We start from the raw sequence: 24,189 nt of genomic DNA, 5'->3' as shown, positions 1-24,189 counted from the left end.
AGCAGTCCGTCTCACACTTTCCGAAGGGCCAACCAGCAATGCTTGAACTCAAAGATGTAAAGCTGTCTTACGGAAGCACGCAGGTTCTGAACGGCGTCAATCTCTCGGTAAAGCGGGGTGACGTGGTTTCGATCATCGGCCCCAGCGGCACCGGCAAGACCACGTTGCTGAAATGCATCAACTACCTGGCCAAGCCGTCGTCAGGAACCATCGCGTTCGATCAGATCCGGATGGATTACCAGCGTGCCGACAAAACAGCTGTCCAGGCGATCCGGTTGCGAACGGCGATGGTCTTTCAACAATTCAACGTCTTCAAGAACATGACGGTCCTGCAGAACGTGATGGATCCACTGGTCGTCGTGCAGCGCAAGTCCGCGGACGAGGCGCGGGAGATCGCCTTGCGGGAGCTCGAGCGGGTCGGCCTCACCCCGAAGCGAGACAGCTATCCCTCCCAACTGTCGGGCGGCCAGCTCCAGCGCACCGGCATTGCGCGCGCCCTGGCGGTTCGTCCCGACGTGATACTCTTCGATGAGCCTACGTCATCGCTGGATCCAGAACTCGTCGGTGAAGTCCTGAAGGTGATCAAGGACGTCACCTCGTCAGGGATCACTTCACTGCTTGTGACCCACGAGATGCAATTCGCAAGGAACATCTCCAACCGGATCGTCTTCATGGACCGTGGCGTGGTCGCCGCCGATGGCAGCCCGGCTGATATCTTCGACGCACCGTCCAGCCCACGACTTGCTCAATTTCTGCAGTCAGAACTCGCTTTTCAATAATCCAACAAGAAGGGAACCTTAAGAAATGTCTGCAATCATATCCAGTTTTTCTCGCCGCTATGCCCTGGCCATCGCCGGCGGCATCGCAATTGCCCTTGCAACAGCGGGGATCAGCCATGGCCAGACCGTTCGGACGATCAAGATCGCCACGTCTGCCGAATCCAAGCCACTGGCATGGGGCGCGATCGGCGTCGAGCCGCAAGGCTATGAGCCCGATCTTCTGAAGGCGATCAACGCAAAGCTGCCGCAGTACAAGTTCGAAATGGAAGGTGTCTCCGACATTGCCCAGGAAACCGGCCTCGCCACGGGCAAGTACGACATCGCGGTCGGTGGCTACTACAAGTCGCCCGAGCGCTCCAAGCAGTTCCTCATTCCGGAAAATCCCATGGGCGCCAGCCTGATGAAGATCTACAGCAAGAAAGACAGCGGCATTAAGGAAATGAAAGACCTGGTCGGCAAGAGGATCGTTCCGACCACGGCCGGCGGCGGGACCTACAAATTCATCATGAATTGGCAGAAAGAAAACCCGCAATACAAGCTCGAAGTCACGGCATCGAGTGCCGGTATCCCCTACCCGAACCGGCTTGACGAAGTTCAGAACGGCAAGTTCGACGCTCTCGTCCTGCCGTCGAATCTCGGTGAGCAGACCGTCATCGAGCAAAAGAAACTCGATATCGTGGCGTCCGAACCAGTGTTCAGCAACAACACCTACATGCTGATCCACCGATCTGACGAGAACAAGGTTCTGGCCGACGATGTGAACAAGGTTCTCAAGGAATTGAAAGACGACGGCACGATCGAAAAGCTCTCGCAGAAGTGGTTCGGCGAGGGCATCGTCCAGTACATGAAATAGCACGGCCGTCGACGACCATATGCGCTAGTCAGCGGCAAGGCTGAATTGCAAGAAGGAGCGTTTCAAAGTGGATGTATCTGCTATGATTCCCGAGTTGCTCTCGGCACTGCCGCTGACGCTCGCCATCACGTTTACAGCCCTCATTTCCGGGTTCTGCCTGGCTCTCATCGCGACAACCCTCCGGGTCCGCAGAGTGCCAGTCATCAGTCACCTGGTGGACCTCTACGTGTCCTATGCCCGCAGTGTTCCTGTCGTACTGCAGTTGTTCGTCACGTTTTATGGGCTTCCGCTGTTGGTGATCCTATTCGGCGCCAAAGATTTTATTTCAGCGACGATGGCTGCCATGGTGGGGTTGAGCCTCTACCACGGCGGCTATCTGTCGGAAGTCATGCGGCCCGCATACCTGGCCGTCGATCGCGGCCAGCACGATGCGGCCGACAGCCTTGGATATACGTTCCGACAGAAAATTACTCGCGTCATCGGCCCGCAAGCGGTGCACTTCGCTTTGCCGGGCTATGGGAACTCCATCATCTACCTGATCCATAACGTTGCGCTGGTCATGTACATCGGGGCGGCCGACGTCATGGCGACTGCGCATCTGATCATGGAGCGCGACTACAACCAGTTCCAGTTCGAAACCTACCTCGTCCTGGCGGTCATCTATTCGCTGATGTGCCTGGTCGCATGGCTCATCGTACGCTTCTTCGAGCTTCGATCACCGATGCAAGCGCCTGAGGCGACGACAACAACTCCGATCAAGAACCAGCTCCTTGCGAGCGTCTGACGTAAGGGTATTCGATGTTTGATACCGATATTTTGCTCCAGGACACGCAGGAAATTCTGAGTGCCGTACCCGTGACAATTGGAATGGCGCTCATGATTTTCGTCCTGTCGACGATAGTCGGCAGCATATTCGCGCTTATCGAATACAGACGGGTGCCGGTGCTGCGAGAGCTCATCATGACTTACAAGATCGTCTTCAAGGGCGTTCCCATGGTCATCGTGATCTTCCTCGCCTATTTCGGTTTGCCGCCCGCATTCCAGTTCCTGTTCTCATTGCTCGGGATCAACTTCAACGCCCACGAAACTCCAAATTGGGTCATCCTTGTAGTTGCGATTACCGGCTGTGTCGCCGCGTTCCAATCGGAGATTATCAAAGGAGCCCTGAATGCATTCGACACCGGACAGTCGGACGCAGCCCATTCGCTGGGCTATACGAGCGGCCAACTGTTCCGACGTATCCTATTTCCCCAGGTGGCCCTCACGGCAATTCCTGACCTGACAACTTCCATGATGGTCATCATGAAGGCCCTTTCTCTCGGATTCGCCATAGAGGTTGTCGATATCTTCGCCCAGTCCCAGTTGACCGCGGCTCTGAACTACTACTACCTTGAAGCCTTCGTGATTGCCGTCGTCATCTATATGGTGATTGCCTATATTGTCACACAGATTGCCGACAGGCTGGAGCAGGCGCTGAGGGTGCGGACGTGAGGCGGATCTGGGATAGGATCGTCAAGCTTCGGATATCGAGCCGCAGCTTGGAGGCAATTCTTTCGGGGATGAAAAGCTTGAGGAGAAACCCAAGTAGCCGGTGTATGTACCGGTGAGTTTCATGCGTTTGGTTGATAGCATCGTTTGTCGCTGCTGACCGGCATCATGCCGAGTATGCACCAATTGCGCGGACGCAACGTTGCGCTTGTGCCGACCAGGGCAGGAAGCCCCGTCTCCAGCAAGTGGCATGGAGATCTCGAAAGCGTACTCGGTGCGGCGAGCCACGAATCAATATTGAAGAACCTGGGACTATCGGTCCCCGCGCCGGTTATGCTAAGTCGTTCCACGTCTTATTATAGCAGGATACCCGCTTTGACCCGACCCGCGAAGTGACAACGCGCGAGATTCGGTTCCGATAAGCTGTCCACCGGAGGCGATGTCTCCCGGGGGAGACGCGACTATCTGGGCCCAAGCTCGACGATCCGAACTTCAACGCCCATCTACGCTAACCTCTGCGACGGCGAGGAAGGTGACACCTTCTCCCTGATCTGGTCCCGCCCCAACGGGCGGCGCGGCGACTAAGGCCCGCGTAAAGCCCAACCGGAAGGCCAGGGCCAAGGCGAGGTTGTCCAGCGGCGACTCGGTGGCTTGGCCTTTGGTCTTTACGCCGCCTAAGCCTATCTCAGCCGGCATCGCGAGCCAGACTTCGGGGCAGGCTTTGCAGGTCATGCCATCATTGCAACGAGTGGCGAGCTGGATGCGATTGCCCATCTCGCCTGGCTCGAAGAGATCGCTTACGCAGTTAGCACCGTGCTAGACGGATAGTCGCGAAGCACACGCACATGCGGCGGTAGCCGGCGCCGGCCTAGCCTGCCTGCCGCGCTACATCGGAGACAACACGACTGTCCTCGTTTGGGTGAACACTCCCCTGCCCGTCCCGGCGCGCGAGATCTGGATGGGCATTCACGCCGAGGTTCGCAACACGCCGCGCGTGCAGGCGGCAGCGCGACTCCTCGCCGCTGGCATCGCAAGAAATCCTGCGCTCTCGAGCCCGACGGTCCACCCCAGACGAAAATGCATAGGGCCTAAACGCGGATCGGCAATTTCCTTTGCGTGGCAACTTCGCTTTTGTGGATCATCGCTTCCACCAACGAAGGAGCTCGGTCGTGATGATCGATCGGAATGGCCATCACAAACAGCTGCTTGGCCGCATCCGGGAATTGGGGCAGACGCACGCCGGATACGCTCAAAGGCTACAAGATTCTCAGCACTGCCGGTGAGATAACGCAGAAGCTTTCGGTCAAGACGCGGGAGCTGATTGCGCTCGCCGTAGCAGTCACTGCTCGATGCGACGGCTGCATCGTCGTCCATGCTGACGGCTCATCAAGCTTGGCTACGTGATGCGCTTCGTCTCACGCTCGGTCATGACCGGCTTCGTCAACGCACTGGCGATCCTCATATTCATGGCCGAGCTGCATGGCGCAGCTCAGCGTGCCGACCACATCGCCGTCTTGCATTGCGACGAGGTGAATGGCGTCTACGTCGTAGCGGTCCCGTTCCAGTGCCTCCGGCACGTTCCCTCCACCATGAACACCTTGCGCCTGACTTCGAGAGCGAGAGCGCCGAGGTCAGAGGAAATGGAGACGGGGAGGATCGTGAGGTCCGACATGGCAACAAATTATTCCTGCATCTCTCCCCTGCGCAACCCAACTTCGTTTGAACCGAATTGCGGCCCGCTGCCGCCGACTTGACCGCCCGTGCCGTTTGCGAAGCAGCCCGCGCGCGGTCCTCAGGTCAACTTGGCGGCGATTGCGGGGTAGATCAATCGAGCTCTCACCCGAGCGCCGACAATTCATCGTGACGATAGCGGTCGAACAGCGGCCCGAGAAGGGTCATCTCACCGTAATCCCATTCGCATCCTTCATGACCACGACCTTCAGAAGCGCCTCCAAAAGCGCGGCCGGATCAGCGCCCAGCATGTGAACCATGTAGCGCGGCTGAAAGAAGAGGATCTGCCTCGTGCGCGCGATGATATAGCCGCCAGGTTTAAGCAGCATCTGAGGATCGACTTCATGAATGATCCAGATATCCGCCTCGCGTAGCACGGCGCGAATGGCCTCGAGACGGTCTCAAATGACGAGCTCGCAGTGATCACGTGCTGGAACTCATGTCCGTCTAGCGGCTCAGCGTAGTCGACTTTTGCCAAACCTGACGGCGCGTTGCGCATCGAACCGGCTCCGCGGTGCGGGATATGTGTTAAGTGCGTCATCTCGATTGGACCCGGTGAAACTCCGGGTGGCTCTTCCGGCCGCCAATCCGCCGGACAACTCAACCGCATGACGCTTTTTGCAGGACAGGCCCCGTTTGGTCCGTGCGGTTAGTAGTTTGACCGGAATCCAATGTTTTCTTTGCATGGCTATCGCGACCAGTGGTTCGGCAACATCCGAGGTGACCTGCTCGCAGGCCTCGTTGTCGCGCCGGCGCTTATCCCCGAGGCGATCGCGTTCTCGATCATTGCCGGCGTTGACCAAAAATCGGGCTCTATGCTTCGTTTTCGATTGCGTGATTTCCGTAATAACCGGCGGGCCGGCCGGGCATGATTTCAGCGGCCACGGCGGCCACAGCGGTGGTCCCGTGTCACGGTGGTCCGCGACCACGTCCTGCAGTATCTGCTGGCTGCAACCGTGCTGGCCGGCGTCATCCAGATTGGCGCAGGACTCATTAACTCAGCATGGCGCTTGCGCAATAACTAATTTAGTGAAATCTTAAATGTTTCTGGGAGTAGACGAGAGACCGGTCGGTCCAATATGGGGCGGCATTGAACATAAATGTTTTTTCCGCGATTCCTGGTCGGGATGTTTGCCACGTCGACCGTGGTGGCGTTATGGATTTATCTAGCAACGGGTTCGTTCTGGAAGTCGCTTGCATGGACCTTGCTGATTTTGATCATATTCCAGGTTGGATATTTCCTGTTTTCATTCGCGCTTTTCCACACGCTTTGGACGAAGAGAACCGAAGAAAAACCGAACACCGCCGAGCCTACCCGTCGAGACGGCGGTGTCTCATCCAAAGGCGGCCGATGATGCCCGACAAGCCGGCCACGCAGCATCGACAAATCGCCGGGGATCGTCTTAAACCGCGCCACCCTTGGGCGGCAAGCGCCTCCCTGAAATCTTGCAGAGGAATGACGCAAGCCTTCCTCGCGGCGCAGGTGCCTCACACGCCCGATGATGCTGTCTTTGCAAGCAACGATCTCCCCACTGTTATTGGGTAGCCGGGCCGAGGCTTGCGTTTGCACATGATCGGCGATGCTGCCCTGGGGATCGCGGCGACTGGCCGAATAGGACGAGAAATGACGCAGGAACTTGGACGCTACAGATGCTGTGGCACCAGCGGACAGGAATACCGTCGTTGAATACCAGAATATGGTCGGCTTCGACGCCATGAGTGGCCGACAGATAGGCCGAGAACGAAAGAGCATCGCTTAGTCAATGGCGGCGCTGCACCGACGACAACACCACTCAGACACTCAGCACCCACGAGTTCATCCAACAGGTGGATTAGGCCACCGTCGATGTTAGTCCAGGGGCTCCGAACTCAGCGTGTGGTCGGTCGTCCTCGAATTCACTCGGAGGGTTCTGCGGGCGCGCGTTCCCGCTGACGCTCTCCATCCCAAGTCGTCAAGCGATCCGCGGCAGCCAGCTTGCGCGCGGGGCCTCCTGGGTGATCACGCCATAACGCCGATCGACCGAATAGGTCATGACTTCAGCTGCGGCGGACCAGATGTCTGCTTGGCCGCCGCCGCACAGCCCAGCAGATCCCACCTGGCGCCGGCTTCTCGAGCATTCGCTGCGGGCCATCGTCCAAAAGGCTGTGTTCCAACAACTCTAACGAGAGAGATACACTCCTGCTACTCGGCGCCGCTTCCCTCAAAGCGCTGTCTGGTAAAAAGGCTCGGCGCCCTTCTGGTTTGTTCAGGTTCAAAAGGAGGGCGCCGGCCCCAGACTTTTCCGCCCAGAATGGCGATTGGCGCTTCGGGGTGATCTCGTCGACCCTCACCTGTCGCCGATCTTTTTCGCCCAGGCCAGCGCCTTGGTCTTGGCTTTTGTGTGAAACACCGTTGAGCGGTCGCCACCGACTCGTCGAGCATGCTCCACCTTCGCTTAGACCATAAAGGTGTGGTGCGCTCATATTAGCATGAGCATATATAACTTGGCAGCCGGCCATGTCCCCAGCCGGTTAGGCCCGGCTGCTCTCTACCCCCAAAGAAAGCCGGGCCGTCCCCGCGGCCAGATCGTTCCGCGCTTGGTAGACAGCTCGCCGGGCGATACCCCGACCACCTCGAGCCCGGCGAGCCTGACCTGGATCAATGATCGGATCAGGACCGGGGTCAGCCGGCAAATATCTATGCAAGACCGGTGTCACTTTGTTAGCGCTGAAATGGATCAGTTTTCACAGGACCACCAACCCAGCGCAGCGAAACCAACTGCTGGGACAAGCATGCAGCACCGAATCGCGAACGGCGATTCAATTAGCACGCACTTAATTACCTCATAACATTTTAACGAAACGTTGACCGCGCTGTCCCAGAATAGGACGGCGCGGTCGGACCCCAACCGGACTGCGCAGGCGGGCTTCGGCACTCAGCGCCCGCCGAACTGTCGGAGCCGCCACCCACATCCCACATTATGCCAGCAACGGTTGAATCAACTATTACTGCGCGTGCAAACGGCCTGCCATGGGAACAAAAGAGGGATTCACATCGAACACGGTTCGATCAGGATCGGACCATGCCTGCGCCAGCACGGCACGCACGCTCGCGGCCTCCACTGGCTTCATCGCGGAGAGGTCGCGGTCGTTGGCCACTGTCCCCGTAAACGCCAGATCGCCCGACAACGCCTTGAAGAAAGTCGTCTTGCCCGAGCCGTTCGGTCCGACGAAGGCGGCGATCTCGCCCGGCCTCGCAACGAAATCGACATTGGTAACAATGCGCTTGCCGCTTATCGCTACCCAGACATCGCGTGCTTCGATCATGCCGGCCTCATAGGTTTCAAATCTCACAAGTCGATTACGCCGCGCTTGTGCAGCAGAATCCAGAGGAAGAACGGCGTGCCGGCGATCGCGTGACGATGCCGATCGGCAGTTCGGCCGGCGCTACGACCAATCGGGCAACGGCATCGGCGATCAGCAGCATGCAGGCGCCAAGCAGCGCCGATGCCGGCAAGAGATAGCGATTGTCCGGGCCGATCAGCAGCCCCAGCAGATGCGGCACGACGATGCCGACGAAACCGATGCCTCCGCTGACTGCGACAGAGGCGCCGACCGCTGCCGAGACGCCGACGATCGCGGTGTATTTCAGCCGTGGTACCGGGATATCGAGATGGCCGGCCGTCGCCTCGCCGAGCGCCAGCGCGTTGAGCCCTTGGCCAGGAACGGCATCGCCGCCACCGCCAAAACGATGATCGGTCCGACGGAAGCGATCTTCGGCCAGGTCGCGCCGCCGAGCGAGCCCAGTTGCCAGAAGGTGAGGTATGCGGAACTGCCGGAAAACAATCTTTGACGATCTCTCCCCCAACCGCTCGCAGCGAGCCGCAAAACGCGTGGCGCCTTGTCCGCGCCTTCGCCCTCGATATGGTCGCCAAGATTGTCGTGGGCCTTGCCGTAGGTCTGGGCGTCGCCATCGGAATAACGGTTCGCGACCACGCCAGGCACACGCGCGCGCCCCGGCCATCCACGAAACTTGATAGGCGAAGCCGACTGTAAGGCGACCAAAACGGAGACGCTGCAGTCCGCACCTGATTGCGGGGGCCCGTGTCAGAAATGGAGTTCTCCTCTAGTTGTCAATGGCGGCAGCCAGGACGTCGTCCTGGCTGATTGAACCGGGGTTTTCGAAAGTTCAGGCAGCGCGTCCGCGACAGGTGACAACACGGCGATCGCTGACTCATAGACCTCCGTCAGGTAGGACGAGATCAAAGGATCGCTGCGCCACTCAACAGCTCGGCAAAGAAGGCAGTAGACCTCACGTTTGGTTCCGACGTCCACGCCGGCCGGGGTTTCGTCAAAGATGAAACATCGGCAAGAATGTCCCATTGAGCAGGACCTCGACCTCCTTCTCGACCATGCCCAGGCGCGGGCTCGACGATCTCACACTCAAAGTTGCGACCTGACAAAGTCGAAGCGTTGAATGGGTGATGCGCCCGTCGGGCGTTCATGGTTGTTGTAGCACCGCAGCACGATCACACCGGATCAATTGTCAACCCATCAGCCCTGCTGCTCGAAGGGCCTCCTCCGTGACCTTCGTGATCTCTGCTGGTGGTGAAGCAGATGTGTCGCTGCCAAACTTCTCGAAGGCAAGATCGACTTCAACTACCCGCGCTTGCTGCGCTGCGGAACTATAATGCGGCGGTTGCGTCGCTGCTTCCTTGAGGCCGGAAAAACGAGCGGGCCAGACAAAGTTCGCACGCCTGCTTTGCTGTCTTCGGTTCTACTAGAGCCAAGTGTGAACGGGACGCCTGGCGCTGGATTGCGCGCCCAAAAGGATCACTTTGTGACCACCAGCATCAGTACCGCCGTCGCTCCCTACGACGCTGCACGCAAGCTCGGGCGGGAACGTCGTCTGGTTGTGGAGCGGGTTGGTTCCACTGCCATGCTGCCAACACCAACAACGCCCTCACGCTCCCTTGCACTCGTTACTTTGTGCAAACGCTCATAGGGCAGCAACTCCTTGACCCGCGTACCAAGCGCAACAATTTCTGCCCGCAAATCTTCGCATTCCTGCCTCTGGACTTCGTGCTGCATCTGCTCGGAGGCGTATTGCGCCGAGATGTGCGAGAGGTCCGCAGTCAGCTTCGAAAGGCTCGTCATGTCGGCTTCGCTCTCTTTCAAGAGATCAGAATACCTTTCATCCGCAACCTGCTTTTCGGCCATGGTATCGCTCCATTGAGCCGTCAGCCTGGCGATTTCACTGGATGCTACGCTTGCCTCGTTCGTTGCCGCATCCAGTCGCGATTGAAGACTTTGAATTTCAGATCGCAAACCTCGCATCTCTGCGAGACTGCATGCACGTTCGGCTCCCGTGTCATCTTCCATGATGCGTGCGGCCTCTGCCATTTCCGACAGTTTCGCCTGCGCGATCTCAAGCGACTTCTGCAACCGCGTTTCGTCCTTCTCGCTCTTGCCGAGCGCAGCCAGCAGTTCGGAATGCCGCACCGCATCGTTGGCGTGGATCGTCGACAGCTCATCAAGCCTCCGCCTCGCCTCAGCTTCCCGCTTTTGCGACTTGTCGAGGTCGATCGAGAGTCTGACATGCTTTTCTCGCAAGGTATCGTTTTCGCGCGCCCGTCTATCGGCCTCGGCTGTTCTGGCCGAAAGAGCTTTGGCCGCCTCGCCGAAGTCCGCCTCCCTTATTGCGATGGTAGTGGCCGCTTCTACGAGTTCCAGCCTTACGGCGGCGAGCGCACTACGAAGAGCGTCCCTGTCCTGGGCCAAGCTTACTTCGCGCTGCTGTATGGCTCCGAACGCGCTGTCGTGCTCACGTTGCTTCCTCATCGCATCGTGCAGCTGTTCGGACAGGACCATGTGTTCTCTCGTCAGGTTGGCATTTGCCACTTCCAGTTCGTTGGCACGAAAGAAGTCCGCTTGAAGGATCTGAAAAAAATCGCGTGTGTAGTGGTGCGAAGTTGCAACCTCCATTAGCTTGGCTTTGACATCCTCCAAATGGCCTTCCGCATCCTGAATGAGCATCTCAAATGAGCTCAAAGCAGCCAGCCGGCTCTGCGTATGGGAAGTTAGCTGGCGAGGGGTTTCATTGGGAGTGCCCTCGGGTTGCAGGGCATCGGTCCCTTTTGCGAGGCTGTCTTTCGAGGCACTGCCGTCGTCTGATGGTGACACCTCGTCAAGGCTCAGGGAGATGTTCAAAGCCTCGACTAGCTCTGTCTCGAGTTCCTCGGCGGCTCTTTCCACATTGTCGTAACGTTTGATCAGGTTCGATAGTTTCATGACAAGCTCTCCCGGCGCACCACTTTGAATTAATGGTTTGGAACCAACGATTACACACCATATACCGCTCCGGGAACGACGACTGCCATGCAATCGACTATATTAGATCATTCTAAAGCAGTACGCTCGCAAAGGGGGGAGTGCCTGCTTCGGATCAATCCGGTGATCATGCCGCCAAGTCGAACGTCTTCTTTCGGGAGACGACCAAGGAAGCCTCAACGGCCGACATTGGCGCGCAGGCGCCGATCATAAGGCGCATACCAGACATTCCGCAGCTGATCGTCCACGTTCCCGGTCGTATCATGCCCTTCCACATGGTCGATCGGAGAACAGCCTGCATATACTCTGCGAGGTCGAGTTCGCCGTGCGCCCGATCTATAATAGAGATCGGGCCTGGCCGGGCGATCCCTTTGCCCAACCGCAGCATACTACAGGCGGCGAGCGGCGCCATCTCCTCCTCCCCCGCTGGCTCTAGCGGAGTGGATTCTGCCGCGGCCCGTGCAAGGCTTCGCAGAAGGATGCTGTCTCGTGCGCGTCAACGCTTCGCAATTGCCGCCTTCGGTGCAGTTCCGAAGATCAGAGTTGGTTTGTTCCTCACCCCTTACCGATCAAGCGATGTGCAGGAGTTCGCGCAGCCGGACCGGCAGTCGGGGCGAGGCTTGCAGTTCGGCGCAACTCGCCTCCCATCGATTCAGATACTCGGCGATCGGTACACCTGTGCGGCCGGGCCATCGGTTCAGTGCGCCCAGCGCCTCGACACAGTCGGGCGCCGCCTCGTACTCAGTGAGGATGGTCTGGGAGATTGCTTGGGCAAACGGATTGAGACCGGGTATTTCGATTTCGCTGCGATGATCGGCGAACCAGGCGGCCGGGTCGCGGCTCAGCCCCTGGCTGTCGGCGAGCGCGGCGTAGCCGCGGACGATGTTGTCGCGATACGCCGCTATGGCATCGCCGAACGCGTTGTCGCCGGCAAATGGCGGACTCTCTTTCCAGTCCTTCGCCAAGCGACCAAGACCGCGCAGCGAGAAGGCCTCGACCAACGCTTCCTCCAGCCACTGGCAGGGCGGCGCCGGCTTGGCGTCCGCCTGCCAGCTGTTGGCCATGACGTGGCCGAGCTCATGGCCGAATTGGTAGGCGAGCTTTGACCAATCCCGTTCGCCAATGTCGACAATGATCCACGCCATGCTGCTACCGTCGGGGTGCAGCCAGATCGCCGGCTGCCCCGAAGTGTGCTCGTCGACACGAAGTCGCGTAGGCTGGCCATCGGAGAGCAGGCGGACGCCATCCAGGCAGGCGTGCCGCGTGCGCTCGACGACCTGATCTGCGGAGCGCGGAAGCATGTGACCCCAGTCGCCGGCGAGTTCGATCGGGGCGGTTAGTAGGGTGGAGGGAACGGCAAGGGGCGGCACGGACACCGCGTAGCTTGTGCCTGCTCTTCCCGGCTGCGTCAATGCCGCTGGGATCAAGTTGCGGATCGCTGCGCCCGCAAACAGTGTAACGAAATCTCGTCGCCGCAATTGGGTTCCTGATGTCCGACCGCTCGAACTTAGAATACCTGATCCGTAAGGCAAAGGGTCGGGACGCATGGTGCGTTTCAAACAAGCTTTTGACCGCGGTTTGCGAACGCCTTTGCTGGCTGCGCGCTCAATCATCCTTTCCTGACCTTTGCCACGCCGCAAGGTAATCACTTTGGTAAACTTTCTGCTCGCCGTCAGAAATCTCGAATGTCTTCCTGGCTGCCATGAGGACGTATGTTCTAGCAGTGCTCATTGTCATGTTTGAGCGCTGTCCGAGAACAGCCGGGTCGGGAACGTCTCGTGGATTGGGCTTCCCCACGTCGTCGACCAATTGCATCAGCTCTATCTCGAATCCGTTTTCGCGAGAAAATGTTCGCCATAACAAGTCAGGACTAAACTGGTAAAGGCCATGTCCAAGAAAGTTATTTGCGCCGTCCACCATCAAGAATATGCCGCCGACTCTTAGCATCCTCTTTACGTTCGAAAATGCCATGCGCGTGTCAAACACATGCTCAATCGTCCCGCCGTCGAAAATACAGTCGAATTGATTTGCAAGTTCATCAGGAATCGGATCGTTCAAGTCGTGAGTGATGTCGGCTCCTTCGAAATCAGAATAATCGAGTGACCTTATCGCCTTGCTTCCCAGATACTTGAATAATTCCTCGCAATATCCCGTTTCTCCCTTGATATTTTCGATCGATACTCGTCTGTCATATGAACGAAGGACGGAATTTCCCAAGGTGCTGTCGTGAATGTGGTAACCTTGACGTCCTAACCACAAGGTTTCGCCAAGAGACCGCCCGCGGAATTTCAAGAGAAAATCCATAACGTATATATCGACACCCATCGAACTTGCCCCCGCCACGGCCTTTGTATTTGGTCACTTATCGATGTGTGCGTAGAATCAACTGCCGATGCCGGACGACGACTTGACATCCTGTGCGACCGATCGGCGCGCAGCCCGTACATTAGCACGACTGTGTCCAATTTTGAGCAAAGAAGAACCAGATCTCTACGATTCGATAACCCAAGGGCTCGGTACCCAGTTCGTTATCCACGGTTAATTGACCTTATCGACTTTCGTGTTTCGGCGTCAAAGCCGCATGACGATGTCGATTGTGCCATCAACATGGCGTACGCTCCGTTGAAATGGCATCCGATATGAGGCAACAAGTTAAGGGGGAGTTCTAGACCGGGTCGCCGACCGAACCCTTTCTTGTCTATGTTGGCAAAATTCGCTTTCGAGGATCAGCAAGGTGCGGCTGATAGTCGATTGGAGCGCAAAGCAACTTCGGGGGTACACTGGTCGGCGTCATGGCGGCATAGTTATTGCTGGCGGGTCCGATCCGGTCAGCGCAGCGGAAATCAAGCTGTCGCCCCCAAACAGTGTAACGATATCCCGCGCCGCGCTTCGATTCCCAATATCCGACCGCCACGTTTTAAAATACCATGTCAGTCCATAAAGGCGAAGGCTCGGGAAATGGGGGATGAGGAGTGGGCGAGGCCATTTTTTCGCGAACATACACAGGGGATGCTTTTTCAAGTTGGCAGGTGGCGAATGAAATGTCAGTTCGCCTTGAAGACGGATCCCTTGTCGTCTCGGATACGGAGCGGCACAACTGGCACCTGTTGCGCCTCCATCATTCAGCTTTTCTATTTAGAACTATCAGACTGAAATGTTTGCTGAAATTTCGCCCTGACGCTACCGCCAATTTCTACATCCATCACTATGGCTCCATCGATGTAGCGGAAATTTCTGCGGACGGGTCCATAGTCAATGATGGCATTTGCAGGAGCATAGCGGTTGAAAAGAGTTCCGAGGGGCTACTTGAGGTAGAGGCGACATTCCTGAGCTGCCATTCAACCCTGTCCATCGGCTGCTCCAAAAACCGCCACCCCTTCTATGCTGGCACTGGACGCGAACAGTTCGTCCTCGTCAGCGTTCTGGTTGAGACGTTTGACGCGTATCCTGAATTGTCCCGTACGCCAGCAGAGGAGCGCATTACGCTTGTCGATGTCGGTGGCCAAGGGGGCCTGCAACTCAAGTGGATGCTGAGAGCCGATCAGATTACGCCGGTGGTTTTCGAACCCATACCGTCGGAGGCTGCAGTGCTAAGGCAAACCCTTGGCCGAATCCCCGGCGCTCAGGTAATAGAAAAGGCGCTGGCCCACACCACAGGCGTTCAGAAGCTCCACATTACAGCGGATACAAGCTGCTCCTCCTTGAGGGAGCCAAACTTCGACGTGCTGCAGCAGTATTCGGTAGCGCCAATTTTTGTCGTGGTCGGCACGCAAGACGTCGAATGCGTTCGATATGACGATTTGTTCCGAAGGCACGCCGCTCCGTCACCGGACGTGATGAAGATAGATGTTCAAGGTCTTGAATACGAAGTTCTGCTGGGCTTTGGGCACCTTCTGGAAAATTGCCTGGCCATCGAACTGGAGACGCACGTAGTCCCTATATACAAAGGTCAGAAACTACTCGGTGATATCATCGATATGCTTGGACTTTTCGGATTTTCCCTACGGGACATCGAGCAAATTCCGCATTTCGACGGCGACGCCGTTGAGTTTGACGCTCTTTTTACGAAACGGCGCGACAGGGCTATCGCTTTTTCCGAGTCGGCAACGCGAAAGTTTGCCACAATTACCGAGGTCTTGGAGATTGATCCATACTTTTGACAGAGATGCCTGCGTCGTCCAGTCAACATTTTTGAATTGGTCGCGCTCAGTCCGTTACATGTGAGAACGAAAATCACTGCCTGGCGAGGATACGGTGAGACGAATGATAGATCACGTTCACGTAATCAACCTTGATCGCAGCGTTGATCGTCTCGAGAGATTTCGTAAGACGAACGATCATCTTAGAAGTATTCGGAGATTTCCTGGAACTGATGGTCGACTTGTGGACCGTGATCGGCTTGTACAGGACAAAATCATCTCGCCGGATCTAGATTACGCGGCTGGAAGTTTGGGCTGCGCCGTTTCTCACGTCGCGCTCTGGAAAGAAGCTGTTCGACGGAGTGAGGCAATAACCGTGGCCGAAGACGATGCCATCTTTTCTCGTCATTTCGAACCGCACATGCATTCACTGTTGGCTAACATTCGTGACTGGGACTTCATCCTTTGGAGCGCAAGCCTGCGGTGTTACGCTTGGCTGGATGCCCTCCCAGGCGGAACTGGCGCGAGGCTTGAGTTCTTTTCTGGAGAGGTGATGACACATGTCCAGGATTTTCAAGAGGCCGAAACGGAACCCGTTCTTCTGCGAGCACACCATCTTTTGGGTCTTGTATGTTATTCAGTTTCTCCAAACGGGGCGCGCGCGCTGCTCGACTGGTGCCTTCCAATACGGCCGATGATCATCGATTTCGCGGGATTCGGCCTGAGGCTGAACAATGCTGGAATTGACTGCATCATGAATGGGGTAATGCCGTCGCTGAAAGCGTATGTGTGCCTTCCACCTCTGGCGATCAGCGATGAACGACCCGAGGAATCGGTTCGGATCAACACATGAAGTGACATCCTGCGAAGCAGGCGCCCACGCAGAGTCGCATGAACCAGATTAGCCCTTCGCAGTAGATCTGCATTTGCGGCTCAGCCGCGTTGCGTGGCTGCGGCATCTGTGGGTGCTCGTGTCTCGATATCTCCGGTCCGCTCCTCCTCCCGCAGCCGAACGAAAAACTCTAGATTGTTCTTGAGTCTCTGGTTAACTGAGTCGAGTTCAAGTGCCCTTTGCCCCCATTCTACCGCACGGTCCATCGCATTGAGATGCCATGACGCGATGGCGCCGAGGTCAAACAGCCGAAATCCCCAGCAGTTCTGATCGTCCAGATAGCTTCCGGTGCGGTGCGTCCTCTCGATACCGTTGGTGCAAGCCCAAAACAGATTCAACCAGTCCGCTTTGCCGTGGAGCTCTTCGGCCAGGTCGGCCCAGATCTCGCGGCGGTGCGGCGCTTCCATCCGCGCCTTGTCCAGCCAGGACAAGCTCTGTTCCGGGCGCATACGCGCGATATAACGCATGGCCTCGGCTCGTTCTTCGCCCCACGTGCTTGTCGGCAAGGCAAGATAGCGCTCAAGCAACTCGACAGCCCGATCCTTCTGGTTGGCCCACATCAGGTCTCGCCCGAGCCAGAAGCAGATTTGTGCGTCGGCGGGGTCTTCCTTGTGCGCCACTTCCATCAGCGGCAGGTAACTGCTCCTTGTTGGCTTGGTAAGGTCCTGCACCTCGAACATGACAATGTCGCTGCTGCTGGCCGTGACCTCCCTCTCTCCCGTGAAGACCAGGGCTTCGTGAACAGGCCTCTTGAAACGATATCCCCAGCGATGATGAAAGTTTTTCGCTGGCCAGTTGCGAAGTGGGGTCGGGTCGTCGACGCTCGCTCTGTACACTGTCTGACAATAAAGGGCTGTCGTCTCGCGAGTCCAGACAGCCTCGAGCTTTGCCCGCCAGCCAAGTTCAAGGAACCGGTCCATGTCCATTGTGCAGCACACATCGACGTCGTGCGGGATCAGTGCCATCGCGGCGTTGCGGGCATCGTCGAAACGCCATGGGCGGACCGCTATCCTGTGCACGGTAACGCCGGCAGCGGTCAGCCGTTCCACCGTATCGTCGGTGCTGCCCGTGTCGGCGACAATGCGATAGTCGGCGTCGACGGCCGAATTGGCCCAGCGCTCCGCGTTTGCGGCTTCGTTCAAGGCGATGGTGTAGACAGCGACTTTCACGGCGCTCTGCTCACTCACGCGCTGGTGCAAGATTTCGCCTGGCGGACATGCCCGACGCGCCCTTGCGGATAGCCACCAGGCCTCCCAGCAGTTTCGCCCGATTCAACTCGTAGTGGCTGTCGAAGAACAGGATCTCGGCGAACTGACCGGCAAGCGCGCTCACGCCCAGCGGATCGACCGACCGCGCGCTGCCGTACTGCTGGATTTCCCGCAGCAAGTTCTTCGTCAGCGTGATCTTGCCAAGATCCTCGCCCGGCGGCTGCCAGTCGAGGTCTTCGATGAAATACCAGCCGCCCTCCGCGAGCAGCGGGAAGAACTCGCGCAGGGTGAGCTGCTCGTCGAACGAGGCGTGGCTGCCGTCGTCGATGATCGCGTCGAACGAGCGCGGCTCGAGTTTCGCCGCGACTCCGCGCAGATCATCCAGCTTGGATTGGTCGCCGACGAACGACTTGAAACGTTCATTGTTCAGGCGGGAAAAGTCCGTCAGGTCGACGCCGACCACCTGGCAAAACGGAAAGTAGCTCTGCCATAGCGCGACCGAAGGTGTCTCGCTCTGGTTGTCCGCCAGCCTGCGGCAAAGCCCGATTTCCATGAGCCGCCGCATGGCCAGCCTTCTGCCCGACAGCAGGCGATCGTAGACCCTGGCATAGGCATGACGGTTGCCCGTATGCCGGTTCTTGTCGGTATTGAAGCGGTCGGCGAGAGTTGTGAATGCCGGGAAACTATCGAGTGGGTTGATCAGCTGCGAGATCAACGGTGCCCCCTCGCCGCCCGGCCGGGCGTCGTTGCGGGCCGTCCACAGGTGGATACCGAACACGCGGGCATCGTTCAGATAATCGGTCAATTCCGATAACGGCCTGTCGAACCTGTCGATCTCGGTCCAATCGATCGCGTTGAAGAACATCGGGCTGAATACCTGGTCGCGCAGCTCGGCGCCGGCTGCGGTCGCGATGTAGTCGGAGAGCAGCTTCGGGCCGATGTCACCGAACTCCTTGCCGCGCGCTTCTTGGAAACGCTCGAGCGACAATTCGTATAGCGCCCTGAGGTGGCGGCTGTAGGGCTTGGCGTATATGACGTTGCCGCAGATGAAGTGGCCCTTGTGTGCTCCCCGCCATTGCAGATTGAAAAAGTGATCGCCGCGAAAGGGGAACGGCCGCAGCAGGATCACGTCGGAATCCATCCACAGGCCGCCATGTTCGTAGAGCAGGGCGTAGCGGAAAATATCGCTGAAATATCTGATCTCGGAGCCGGCGACGATGCGCTCGAACAGGGCCCGCGGCATGACGTCGTCGGCATTGCGGACCTCGATCCCGTGCGGGACGAGGAATTCGAGCTTCTCTGGCGCATAGCTCCACACCCGCACCGGATGGCCAGCCGCTCGCATCGACGTTGTGGCGCCAATCAAGGTACGATGCTCAGCTTTGTCGGACATCACTTCATAGAAGCAGTTGATCTGCGGAAGTGCGGTGTCGTCGCTGCCAAGGAAGGGATAAATCCGCGCGTCGAACTGGCGCGATCGTTGCAGTCGTTCCAGCGGAGAATCGGCGTCGCGCAGAAACGGCGCGAGCTCATGAAAGATCTCTTCTGTCGATTTCATGCTGCCGGTGCCGAAGTCCTTACCTTCCAACGGCGCCCGGTTTGCATCACCCATGGCCCCACCGTCGGCGCGGCCAGGCTTGATCCCGGCTTTCGTTGGAGGGGCGCGCAAGGCCGGCGTCGACAGTGTCTGTTTCGTCCCTGGATCAGCCACCGACGACAGGCGATCCACATCCTCTAGCATCCCTCCCACATCCGCATCATCGACGGTCGCGATCCAGCACTCGCTGTCGGCAACGCTGTAGGAAATCAGCAAGCGCTTCTCATCGGGATGCCAAGCCAAGCCGGCAGCGAACTCGGCGCCCTTCTCGTTGAAGTAAAAGGGACGGCTCACCTTTTGCAGCAGGTTCATTGCGTCGAACCAAACAAACCGATGCAGGCAGTATCGCCTGTTCTCGGAGGGTCTCCATTGCACCTCGCGAATCAACATTAGCCAACCGCCGGCGAAAGCGACCTGTTGGCTTACGCCGCTGAATCGTTGGGCCGCAATTCCAGGAGAGCTCTCGCTGATCGTTTCAGCTTGCTCATCCGCCACCCGAACTGGATCGCCGAAACAGACCAACTGCAGCCGCTCCTCGCCGGCTTCGCCTGATTTGACCTGCGTCATCCATCTCCCGTCGTGCGCACTCGGCCCCGTCGCGGGCAGCACGCGCAGGTCGGTCATCCGGTGGTGGCTGGTTTCGCTGTCGTCGACGCGCATGATGACCTGCTTGCCCTCGCTGTCCGCCAGATCGCGGACGGAGGCCGAGCCCCACAGCTTACCTTTCCAGGCGAACAGACGCAGGTCCTCGACGCCGGCCTCGCGCATGTTTGTCGGCGGCAGCATCTCGGTTGTCGATCGGACGGCGAGCCCATTGGTCAACCGCAGAAGGAAATTCCGAGCGAGGATCGCCTCGCCGCCTTTCGTCCGGAGATGGACGCCGTCTTCGCTTGTGGTGTAGTTCACCGCTGCCTGAGCAAGCACAATCTCCTTGCCCAGGCGCGCCACCGAGGGGCTTGACGGCCTGTAGCCCTCGGGCGCAGCGAAAACGATCGGATGAGCGCTGAACGACGGCATCGTTGTCTTGGCTGGCTGCACATAGAAGAACAGGTTGGACCACGCGAGATCCCTGGGTCCATCGCCGATACTACGGTCCAGCGCTAACCAGTTGCAAGTCGCGAAACCGCGATCCTTGCGCACCGGGTCGCGCGCATAATTCGCCGCGATCGCATACTCTTCGCGCAGGCCTGTCGTGTACACGAAATCCTCGAGGAACAGGATGTCCTGCTCCGGCCGCTTGATCGCCAGCCCTGCTTCGGAGAACAACACGCTGGCGTCGTTCATCCCCTTCTCGCGGTAAAACCGTGCCAGGTCATAAAGTGGCTCGGCGCGTTGCGGCCGTTGATTGAAGGCGGCAAGCGCCTGTTGAACAAAGCCAGCCTCGTCGCCGAGTTTGCGCAGGCAGCGCGCCTCCTGCAGGCGGGCATTCCACGCCTCCTCGTCCCAGCCGCCCATCGCGGCACGCTTGGCGTAGGCCACCGCCGCCTCCGCCGTCCGCCCAGCGTCGCGGTAGGACTGCGCCAGGTAGAACCAGTAGCGCTGATTTTCCGGATCGTTCTCAAGGGCGTCCAGCAAAAGCCTGGCATCACGCTCGAACTTGTCCACCCGGTTCGAGCCGCTGGCGTGGTCCTTGTACCAGGCACCCCTCAGTTCCTGCACGCCACCGGGCACGTCGAGATATTCGTGGGTCACGCCATGGTAGCGGGCACCGGCGTCGCGTTTGACAAGGCGCGTGTTCCAATAGGCCAGGCCGGAATCCGACCGCTGCAACAGCCGGTAGCCCGGGCCGTCGAGCCCCTCGCGGAACCCCGTATCCTCAACCATCAGCTCCATGTCGGCATCGTCGAACAGCAGATAGTCATAGGCGAGCGGCGAGGCATAGGCGTGATCGAGCGCGGCGTTGCGGGCCTGCTCGAAATTGTGGAACGGGAACTCATGCAGCTCGCCAGGCAGGTTGTGGACGGCAAAGAACGCCTTGATGAAATCCTGGGTTCCGTCGTTCGAGCCGGTGTCGCCGATGACCCAGCAGTCGATGTGGTCGACAACCGCCCCGAGACAGCGTTGAAGGTTCGCCATCTCGTTCTTGACGATCATGTTAAGGCAGAGGCGCTTACCGCTTGTCATATGCTGACTTTCGACCCCCATGACTGCGGGCTGAAGCGGTTACATTTGTGCCATGGTGCCATCGGGGACAGGGATCCGTTCCAGTGCGGACTTATCCGGCCTTCATGTCCCATGCACATTTTCCCCTGCCTCGGCCCATCTGGATGCTACCTCAGCGTGATCCATTGTTAGCCAGCACCTTCCGCCGCAGCAAGGGTCTCGCGGTCACCCTGGGCGAGGCTTTGCGAATTGCCCTGTAGGCTCGATCGCTACGTACACCCCCGCCGCGATATCAAGCGTTCGTCGATAACGAAGGTGGTGTATCTTAAGCCCCGGATTTTTCGATGCATTTGGCCGTATCCGCGCCATCTCGATGTTTTCCAAGGTAGTAAATCGTGGTTGGGCAATTAACAAATTGTAAACAGGTTATTTACAAGTTGCTAATTTTATAATTTACTAATGCCTTATGTATGGGAGGGTTTCCGTGGACCGGGCAGTAGGCCTGTCGGTTCGCGCTGTCTGCGAAGCCAGGAGAGTATCTGGAGCAAGTGCCACTTCGTGCGTGAGGGCGCAGAAAGTGTTTGGCGCAAGGAAGACGTCATCCAACGTTTTCCCAACCTGATGTTCCCTCGCAAGTAGTCGATTTCCCTCGCAAGTTGACACGCGTGTTGGGAGTTGGCTGTGGTCGGTGTGACACCAAGTGCGAAACGAACGCAGGTTTCTGCTTCGATCAATCCCCCAATTATCTGCACCTGGCCGCCAGCAAAGATTGCATGGCGCTTGATGAGTATTGCTCGTCGCCCTGCACGGCGCCCGTTGGTGTGCGGAGCTGCTGGCTGCTCAATGCACGCGGCTCGAGCGCCCGTAGAAGCTGCGACAGGCCCCAGCTGGCGCGGGCGCTCGGCAGCGATAGAAACCTAGGCACGAAACAAGACAAACGGCGGCGCAGCCGCTGCCGACCGAGGAGGAAATCATGAGCTATATAACGGGGTTTGCGGTCATGGAAGTTGCCGTGAGAGGCGTCTTGCCCATCGGCGACACGACCGAAAATGTGCCATATTTTATCCTGGACACGGCCAAGAGCGCCGTCGTCGGTCAAGTCATTCTTCCCAAGGCCGTCAAGCGAAGCCTCGCCGTCGCTGTCACCGTCAAGGTTCCGGCCGCAGCCGGTTCATTGGCGATTGGCACGTTTGACGATGGCGGGAATTTCCAGGCCTGCAGCTTCCTCCGCGTAGAGAGCCCCGCTGTCGAACATCCCGACGGCGCCGTCGGACCGTCCGGAAGATGAGGCCTCTCAAGCCGCTGATCCCGAGCGCTCGCCAGCCAGGCCGGTGGGCGGTTTCCGCTTGAACTGAGTTCGAAGCCAACAGGAGCCAGTCATGGCCCGTGCCTCTGAAATTCTTTTTGTCGATCCTTCAGTCTCCGACCTGCAGACGGTTCTCGGCAACGTGCGCCCCGAGGTTCAAGCGATTGTGCTCGACGGCCGCTGGCCGGCGGCGCGGCAGATCGCTGCGGCGCTCGCAGGGCATGAAGGGCTCGACGCGATCCATATTATGGCGCATGGCGCGCCTGGCCGGGTTAGCTTCACAGCCGGAGAGTGGTCGGCCGCCACACTGAAGGAAGATGCTGAGGATCTTGCCGCAATCGGCAGGGCGCTTGCCGCGGACGGTGAACTGCGGCTGTGGAGCTGCGAGACGGCATCGGGGGTTGCGGGCGAGACCTTCGTAACGGCGCTGCAAGAAGCCATCGGCGCGGACGTTTGCGCATCCAGGTCGCTGGTTGGCGCAGCCAAGCTGGGCGGCTCATGGGAGATGCCCGAAAACTCGGCCGGCTCGCGCTTGCCGCCGATGACATCGGTTGGCGTGGCGGCCTACACTGAGGTCCTGGCAGGGGGCAATTTGACGCTCACTGGTACTGTCTCATCCGGAAGCAGTAAAAGCATCAATACATTTTACATTATCGATACAACAACCAACACCGTTGTCGGCAGCTTCGTTCTTCCATCCTCCGCTAATACTGTTGCCCCAAATTTTGCTATAACGATTTCGATCCCAGATACTTTGCATGACTATGCAATATATGACAGCGGCTTTAACATATATGGCACGCTTATACACAGCGCTGGCGGAACTGCGTTCGCGTTCAGCCCCGATTCTACCAACAACGGCAAAAACGGTGATACGTTTGTTGGCGGCAACCTGGCTGTTACGAGCCAAGGCGCGACAGGCCCGGCAGGCCCCACCGGTCCGACCGGAGCCACAGGCGCGACCGGCGCGGGTGCAACGGGTGCGACCGGCGCGACGGGCGCCACAGGCGCGGGCGCGACTGGCGCGACAGGTGCCACGGGTGCTTCAGGCGGGACCGGTGCAACGGGCGCCACTGGCGCCACTGGCGCCACGGGTGCTTCAGGTGTGACCGGTGCGACGGGCGCGACAGGTGCTTCGGGTGGGACCGGTGCAACTGGCGCGACCGGCGCCACGGGCGCTTCTGGTGGGACTGGCGCGACGGGTGCTTCTGGTTCGACCGGTGCAACGGGCGCCACAGGTTCGACCGGCGATACCGGAGCGACTGGCTCTACTGGTTCAACCGGAGCCACAGGTGCGACCGGCGATACGGGAGCGACAGGCTCAACCGGAGCAACCGGTGATACCGGCGCGACCGGTGCAACTGGCGATACGGGAGCGACCGGCGCCACCGGCTCGACCGGAGCAACCGGCTCTACTGGTGCGACTGGCTCTACTGGTGCGACTGGCTCGACTGGAGCAACAGGCTCGACCGGAGCAACCGGCGATACCGGAGCGACAGGTGCGACCGGCTCTACCGGTGCAACCGGCTCGACCGGAGCAACAGGTGATACCGGGGCGACCGGAGCAACGGGCGCTACTGGCGCGACTGGTGCAACCGGAGCCACAGGTGCGACCGGCGATACGGGAGCGACAGGTTCGACCGGCGCCACCGGCTCGACTGGTGCGACTGGCTCGACCGGAGCAACCGGTGATACCGGCGCGACCGGAGCAACGGGCGCTACTGGCGCGACTGGTGCAACCGGAGCCACAGGTGCGACCGGCGATACGGGAGCGACAGGTTCGA

19 protein-coding genes, 3 pseudogenes and 1 other annotated feature are annotated in these 24,189 nt (G+C 58.8%); of the genes and pseudogenes, 12 read left to right on the top strand and 10 right to left on the bottom strand.

Going from position 1 to position 24,189, the window contains the following annotated elements:
• Positions 1 to 38 precede the first annotated feature (38 nt).
• From NKJ88_RS21550 to NKJ88_RS21530, 5 genes and pseudogenes are all read left to right on the top strand, one after another.
• Complete coding sequence (locus tag NKJ88_RS21550) at positions 39 to 779, top strand: amino acid ABC transporter ATP-binding protein (protein WP_352445348.1); 741 nt, start codon at positions 39 to 41, stop codon at positions 777 to 779.
• A gap of 25 nt (positions 780 to 804) precedes the next feature.
• A complete protein-coding gene (locus NKJ88_RS21545; RefSeq protein ID WP_352445346.1) occupies positions 805 to 1,632 on the top strand; it encodes a transporter substrate-binding domain-containing protein in 828 nt (275 codons plus the stop codon).
• 67 nt (positions 1,633 to 1,699) lie between these two features.
• Positions 1,700 to 2,416, top strand: coding sequence for an amino acid ABC transporter permease (locus NKJ88_RS21540; RefSeq protein ID WP_352445345.1), 717 nt, complete (start codon positions 1,700 to 1,702; stop codon positions 2,414 to 2,416).
• 14 nt (positions 2,417 to 2,430) lie between these two features.
• Positions 2,431 to 3,123, top strand: a complete 693-nt coding sequence (locus NKJ88_RS21535) for an amino acid ABC transporter permease (RefSeq protein WP_352445343.1) — start codon at positions 2,431 to 2,433, stop codon at positions 3,121 to 3,123.
• Positions 3,124 to 3,576: 453 nt separating this feature from the next.
• Positions 3,577 to 3,705: pseudogene (locus NKJ88_RS21530) on the top strand (DUF736 family protein); the annotation flags it as partial.
• A 503-nt stretch (positions 3,706 to 4,208) separates the two neighbouring features.
• On the opposite strand, the gene NKJ88_RS21525 reads toward NKJ88_RS21530, so the two are convergent.
• Positions 4,209 to 4,373 carry a hypothetical protein gene (locus NKJ88_RS21525; RefSeq protein ID WP_352445490.1) on the bottom strand — a complete coding sequence of 55 codons (165 nt, stop codon included), beginning with the start codon at positions 4,371 to 4,373 and terminating at the stop codon, positions 4,209 to 4,211.
• Between NKJ88_RS21525 and NKJ88_RS21520 the strand changes: the two genes are divergently transcribed.
• Entirely contained in the window at positions 4,306 to 4,524 is a 219-nt protein-coding gene (locus tag NKJ88_RS21520; protein ID WP_352445342.1) for a carboxymuconolactone decarboxylase family protein, read from the top strand. The genes NKJ88_RS21525 and NKJ88_RS21520 overlap by 68 nt on opposite strands.
• An 11-nt stretch (positions 4,525 to 4,535) precedes the next feature.
• Here NKJ88_RS21520 and NKJ88_RS21515 read toward each other — a convergent pair whose 3' ends face one another.
• Together NKJ88_RS21515 and NKJ88_RS21510 are read right to left on the bottom strand one after the other, a co-directional pair.
• Complete coding sequence (locus tag NKJ88_RS21515; protein WP_352445341.1) at positions 4,536 to 4,697, bottom strand: GNAT family N-acetyltransferase; 162 nt, start codon at positions 4,695 to 4,697, stop codon at positions 4,536 to 4,538.
• A gap of 318 nt (positions 4,698 to 5,015) precedes the next feature.
• Positions 5,016 to 5,237 carry a DUF302 domain-containing protein gene (locus NKJ88_RS21510; protein WP_502896648.1) on the bottom strand — a complete coding sequence of 74 codons (222 nt, stop codon included), beginning with the start codon at positions 5,235 to 5,237 and terminating at the stop codon, positions 5,016 to 5,018.
• A 159-nt stretch (positions 5,238 to 5,396) separates the two neighbouring features.
• Positions 5,397 to 5,452, top strand: a sequence feature (sul1 is cis-regulatory element that is thought to sense ions involved in sulfur or methionine metabolism; They are found in Alphaproteobacteria).
• Between the two features lie 70 nt (positions 5,453 to 5,522).
• Between NKJ88_RS21510 and NKJ88_RS21505 the strand changes: the two are divergent.
• Together NKJ88_RS21505 and NKJ88_RS33025 are read left to right on the top strand one after the other, a co-directional pair.
• A pseudogene (locus tag NKJ88_RS21505) lies at positions 5,523 to 5,846 on the top strand (SulP family inorganic anion transporter); the annotation flags it as partial.
• Between the two features lie 105 nt (positions 5,847 to 5,951).
• A complete protein-coding gene (locus NKJ88_RS33025; RefSeq protein WP_023699083.1) occupies positions 5,952 to 6,206 on the top strand; it encodes an exopolysaccharide production repressor protein in 255 nt (84 codons plus the stop codon).
• 1,630 nt (positions 6,207 to 7,836) lie between these two features.
• On the opposite strand, the gene NKJ88_RS21495 is transcribed toward NKJ88_RS33025, so the two are convergent.
• The 5 genes and pseudogenes from NKJ88_RS21495 to NKJ88_RS21475 form a co-directional block, all read right to left on the bottom strand.
• The gene (locus NKJ88_RS21495; RefSeq protein WP_023825271.1) at positions 7,837 to 8,157 is read right to left on the bottom strand and encodes an ATP-binding cassette domain-containing protein; all 321 of its coding nucleotides are present in this window, start codon (positions 8,155 to 8,157) and stop codon (positions 7,837 to 7,839) included.
• A 23-nt stretch (positions 8,158 to 8,180) separates the two neighbouring features.
• Positions 8,181 to 8,652: pseudogene (locus NKJ88_RS21490) on the bottom strand (FecCD family ABC transporter permease); the annotation flags it as partial.
• 1,050 nt (positions 8,653 to 9,702) lie between these two features.
• Complete coding sequence (locus NKJ88_RS21485; RefSeq protein WP_023699089.1) at positions 9,703 to 11,121, bottom strand: coiled-coil domain-containing protein; 1,419 nt, start codon at positions 11,119 to 11,121, stop codon at positions 9,703 to 9,705.
• 608 nt (positions 11,122 to 11,729) lie between these two features.
• Positions 11,730 to 12,638: a hypothetical protein gene (locus tag NKJ88_RS21480; RefSeq protein WP_352445336.1), complete on the bottom strand. Its 909-nt coding sequence runs from the start codon at positions 12,636 to 12,638 to the stop codon at positions 11,730 to 11,732.
• 127 nt (positions 12,639 to 12,765) lie between these two features.
• Complete coding sequence (locus tag NKJ88_RS21475) at positions 12,766 to 13,485, bottom strand: class I SAM-dependent methyltransferase (protein WP_156940827.1); 720 nt, start codon at positions 13,483 to 13,485, stop codon at positions 12,766 to 12,768.
• A 647-nt stretch (positions 13,486 to 14,132) separates the two neighbouring features.
• Here NKJ88_RS21475 and NKJ88_RS21470 point away from each other — a divergent pair.
• Together NKJ88_RS21470 and NKJ88_RS21465 are read left to right on the top strand one after the other, a co-directional pair.
• Positions 14,133 to 15,320: an FkbM family methyltransferase gene (locus NKJ88_RS21470; RefSeq protein ID WP_352445335.1), complete on the top strand. Its 1,188-nt coding sequence runs from the start codon at positions 14,133 to 14,135 to the stop codon at positions 15,318 to 15,320.
• Between the two features lie 103 nt (positions 15,321 to 15,423).
• On the top strand, positions 15,424 to 16,152 hold the full coding sequence (locus NKJ88_RS21465; protein ID WP_081726976.1) for a glycosyltransferase family 25 protein: 729 nt from the start codon (positions 15,424 to 15,426) through the stop codon (positions 16,150 to 16,152).
• A gap of 80 nt (positions 16,153 to 16,232) precedes the next feature.
• Here NKJ88_RS21465 and NKJ88_RS21460 read toward each other — a convergent pair whose 3' ends face one another.
• Together NKJ88_RS21460 and NKJ88_RS21455 are read right to left on the bottom strand one after the other, a co-directional pair.
• Positions 16,233 to 17,360 carry a tetratricopeptide repeat-containing glycosyltransferase gene (locus NKJ88_RS21460; RefSeq protein WP_352445333.1) on the bottom strand — a complete coding sequence of 376 codons (1,128 nt, stop codon included), beginning with the start codon at positions 17,358 to 17,360 and terminating at the stop codon, positions 16,233 to 16,235.
• Positions 17,361 to 17,370: 10 nt separating this feature from the next.
• Positions 17,371 to 21,090, bottom strand: a complete 3,720-nt coding sequence (locus tag NKJ88_RS21455) for a glycosyltransferase (RefSeq protein ID WP_352445331.1) — start codon at positions 21,088 to 21,090, stop codon at positions 17,371 to 17,373.
• A 982-nt stretch (positions 21,091 to 22,072) separates the two neighbouring features.
• On the opposite strand from NKJ88_RS21455, the gene NKJ88_RS21450 reads away from it, so the two are divergent.
• Both NKJ88_RS21450 and NKJ88_RS21445 read left to right on the top strand, forming a co-directional pair.
• Positions 22,073 to 22,387 carry a hypothetical protein gene (locus tag NKJ88_RS21450; protein WP_155923361.1) on the top strand — a complete coding sequence of 105 codons (315 nt, stop codon included), beginning with the start codon at positions 22,073 to 22,075 and terminating at the stop codon, positions 22,385 to 22,387.
• Positions 22,388 to 22,478: 91 nt separating this feature from the next.
• On the top strand, positions 22,479 to 24,189 hold a 1,711-nt coding region (locus NKJ88_RS21445; protein ID WP_352445329.1), incomplete at its 3' end, for a DUF4347 domain-containing protein.

It is taken from the genome of Mesorhizobium sp. M0016, assembly GCF_040324035.1.
GTDB lineage: Bacteria > Pseudomonadota > Alphaproteobacteria > Rhizobiales > Rhizobiaceae > Mesorhizobium.
The sequence above is the reverse complement of the archived record's forward strand: the minus strand, read 5'-3'. Positions and strand labels throughout refer to the sequence as shown.

Bases quoted from the DNA above. Each gene is read 5' to 3' on its own strand.
- NKJ88_RS21550 (WP_352445348.1), top strand. From the start codon at position 39: ATGCTTGAACTCAAAGATGTAAAGCTGTCTTACGGAAGCACGCAGGTT.
- NKJ88_RS21545 (WP_352445346.1), top strand. From the start codon at position 805: ATGTCTGCAATCATATCCAGTTTTTCTCGCCGCTATGCCCTGGCCATC.
- NKJ88_RS21535 (WP_352445343.1), top strand. From the start codon at position 2,431: ATGTTTGATACCGATATTTTGCTCCAGGACACGCAGGAAATTCTGAGT.
- NKJ88_RS21520 (WP_352445342.1), top strand. From the start codon at position 4,306: ATGGCCATCACAAACAGCTGCTTGGCCGCATCCGGGAATTGGGGCAGA.
- NKJ88_RS33025 (WP_023699083.1), top strand. From the start codon at position 5,952: ATGTTTTTTCCGCGATTCCTGGTCGGGATGTTTGCCACGTCGACCGTG.
- NKJ88_RS21495 (WP_023825271.1), bottom strand. From the start codon at position 8,157: ATGATCGAAGCACGCGATGTCTGGGTAGCGATAAGCGGCAAGCGCATT.
- NKJ88_RS21485 (WP_023699089.1), bottom strand. From the start codon at position 11,121: ATGAAACTATCGAACCTGATCAAACGTTACGACAATGTGGAAAGAGCC.
- NKJ88_RS21475 (WP_156940827.1), bottom strand. From the start codon at position 13,485: ATGGGTGTCGATATATACGTTATGGATTTTCTCTTGAAATTCCGCGGG.
- NKJ88_RS21465 (WP_081726976.1), top strand. From the start codon at position 15,424: ATGATAGATCACGTTCACGTAATCAACCTTGATCGCAGCGTTGATCGT.
- NKJ88_RS21455 (WP_352445331.1), bottom strand. From the start codon at position 21,090: ATGATCGTCAAGAACGAGATGGCGAACCTTCAACGCTGTCTCGGGGCG.
- NKJ88_RS21450 (WP_155923361.1), top strand. From the start codon at position 22,073: ATGAGCTATATAACGGGGTTTGCGGTCATGGAAGTTGCCGTGAGAGGC.